The sequence below is a fragment of the Micromonospora sp. LOL_015 genome, assembly GCF_048060275.1.
In the GTDB taxonomy this organism is placed as follows: Bacteria; Actinomycetota; Actinomycetes; order Mycobacteriales; family Micromonosporaceae; genus Micromonospora_E.
Genome location: NZ_JBHMIO010000133.1, coordinates 1 through 1,461, shown reverse-complemented (window position 1 = coordinate 1,461; position 1,461 = coordinate 1). Strand labels below are relative to the sequence as shown.

The following is a 1,461-nucleotide window of genomic DNA, read 5'->3' as shown; positions in this document are numbered from 1 at the left end:
CCGTGCAGGTCGCGGCGATCAACGAGTGGCTGTGACCGACTTTGATACACGCCCTAGGTCGAAGAACCGGCTGTCCGGCCCACCGTGCGCACCGGCAGCACGCTGGTCCACAGCTCCGCGACCGCCTTCTGGGCGGGCGTGAGTGGTTCGTGCCCTACTCGGGCGGATGCCTCCCGCGCCGGGTCGGGCAGCGCACGCCGGTCGACCTTGCCGTTTCGTGTGAGCGGCAGGTCGCCCAGCACGACGACCACGTCGGGCACCATGTGGTGCGAAACGGTGCCGAGCAGGAACGCCCGCACCTCGGCTGGGTCGACGTTCGCCCCGGCCACCGGGACCAGGTAGCCGACCAGCGCCGGCCCCGCCTCCGGATGCACTCGCACGTCGACGGCCACCGACTGGGCATGTGGGTATCGGGCGAGTGCCCGCTCGACCTCGCCGAGTTCTACCCGAATCCCGCGCACCTTCACCTGATCATCTGGTGTCCTGCGCCGGAAATTCGCCTGATAAGTGGGTAGGGTGAGGGGATGCCGAGAACTGGTCGTCCCACCCCGCCGCTGACGCTGACCGACGAAGAGCGGGCGACGTTGACTCGCTGGTCACGACGGGCGACGTCGTCACAGGTTCTGGCGATGCGTTCACGGATCATCCTGGCGTGCGCCGAAGGGGCGTCGAACACCGACGTCGCGGCGAGTCTCGGTGTGCATCTGTCGACTGTGGGTAAGTGGCGGCGGCGTTTCCTGAAACTACGCCTGGACGGCCTGGTGGACGAGGAACGGCCGGGCCGCCCGCCGTCGATCAGCCTTGACCGGGTCGAGGATGTGGTGGTCGCGACCCTGGCACAGACTCCACGTAACGCCACCCACTGGTCCCGCGGGTCGATGGCGGACAGGTCCGGGTTGTCGAAGTCCACGATCGGGCGGATCTGGCGCGACTTCGGTCTCAAGCCCCACCGTGCCGACACGTTCAAGCTGTCCACCGACCCGCTGTTCATCGAGAAGGTCGTCGACGTGGTCGGGCTGTACCACAACCCGCCCGAGCGGGCCGTGGTGCTCTGCGTCGACGAGAAGAGCCAGGTCCAGGCGCTCGACAGATCCCAGCCGGTGCTGTCGATGATGCCCGGCATGCCGGAACGCCGCACCCACGACTACGCCCGCAACGGCGTCACCAGCCTGTTCGCGGCGTTCAACATCGCCGACGGCACCGTGATCAGCGAACTGCACCGCCGGCACCGCGCCGTCGAGTTCAGGAAGTTCCTGATCACGATCGACAGGACGGTGCCGGCGGAGCTGGACGTGCACCTCGTCTGCGACAACTACGGCACCCACAAGACCCCCGCCGTGCGAGCCTGGCTCGCGAAGCATCCCCGGTTCCACATGCACTTCACTCCGACCGGATCGAGTTGGATCAACCAGGTCGTGCGACACGCAAGTCGCATGAGTACAGCGACACTCATCGAAGGGG

General features: G+C 67.3%; 2 protein-coding genes. One reads left to right on the top strand and one right to left on the bottom strand.

The annotated features are described in order from the left end of the window. Positions 1-53: 53 nt before the first annotated feature. Positions 54-461, bottom strand: a complete 408-nt coding sequence (locus tag ACFHWU_RS29115) for an AMP-binding enzyme (protein WP_416592298.1) — start codon at positions 459-461, stop codon at positions 54-56. A gap of 63 nt (positions 462-524) precedes the next feature. Between ACFHWU_RS29115 and ACFHWU_RS29110 the strand changes: the two genes are divergently transcribed. After that, positions 525-1,461: IS630 family transposase (locus tag ACFHWU_RS29110; RefSeq protein WP_416592297.1), on the top strand; the 937-nt coding region annotated here is incomplete at its 3' end.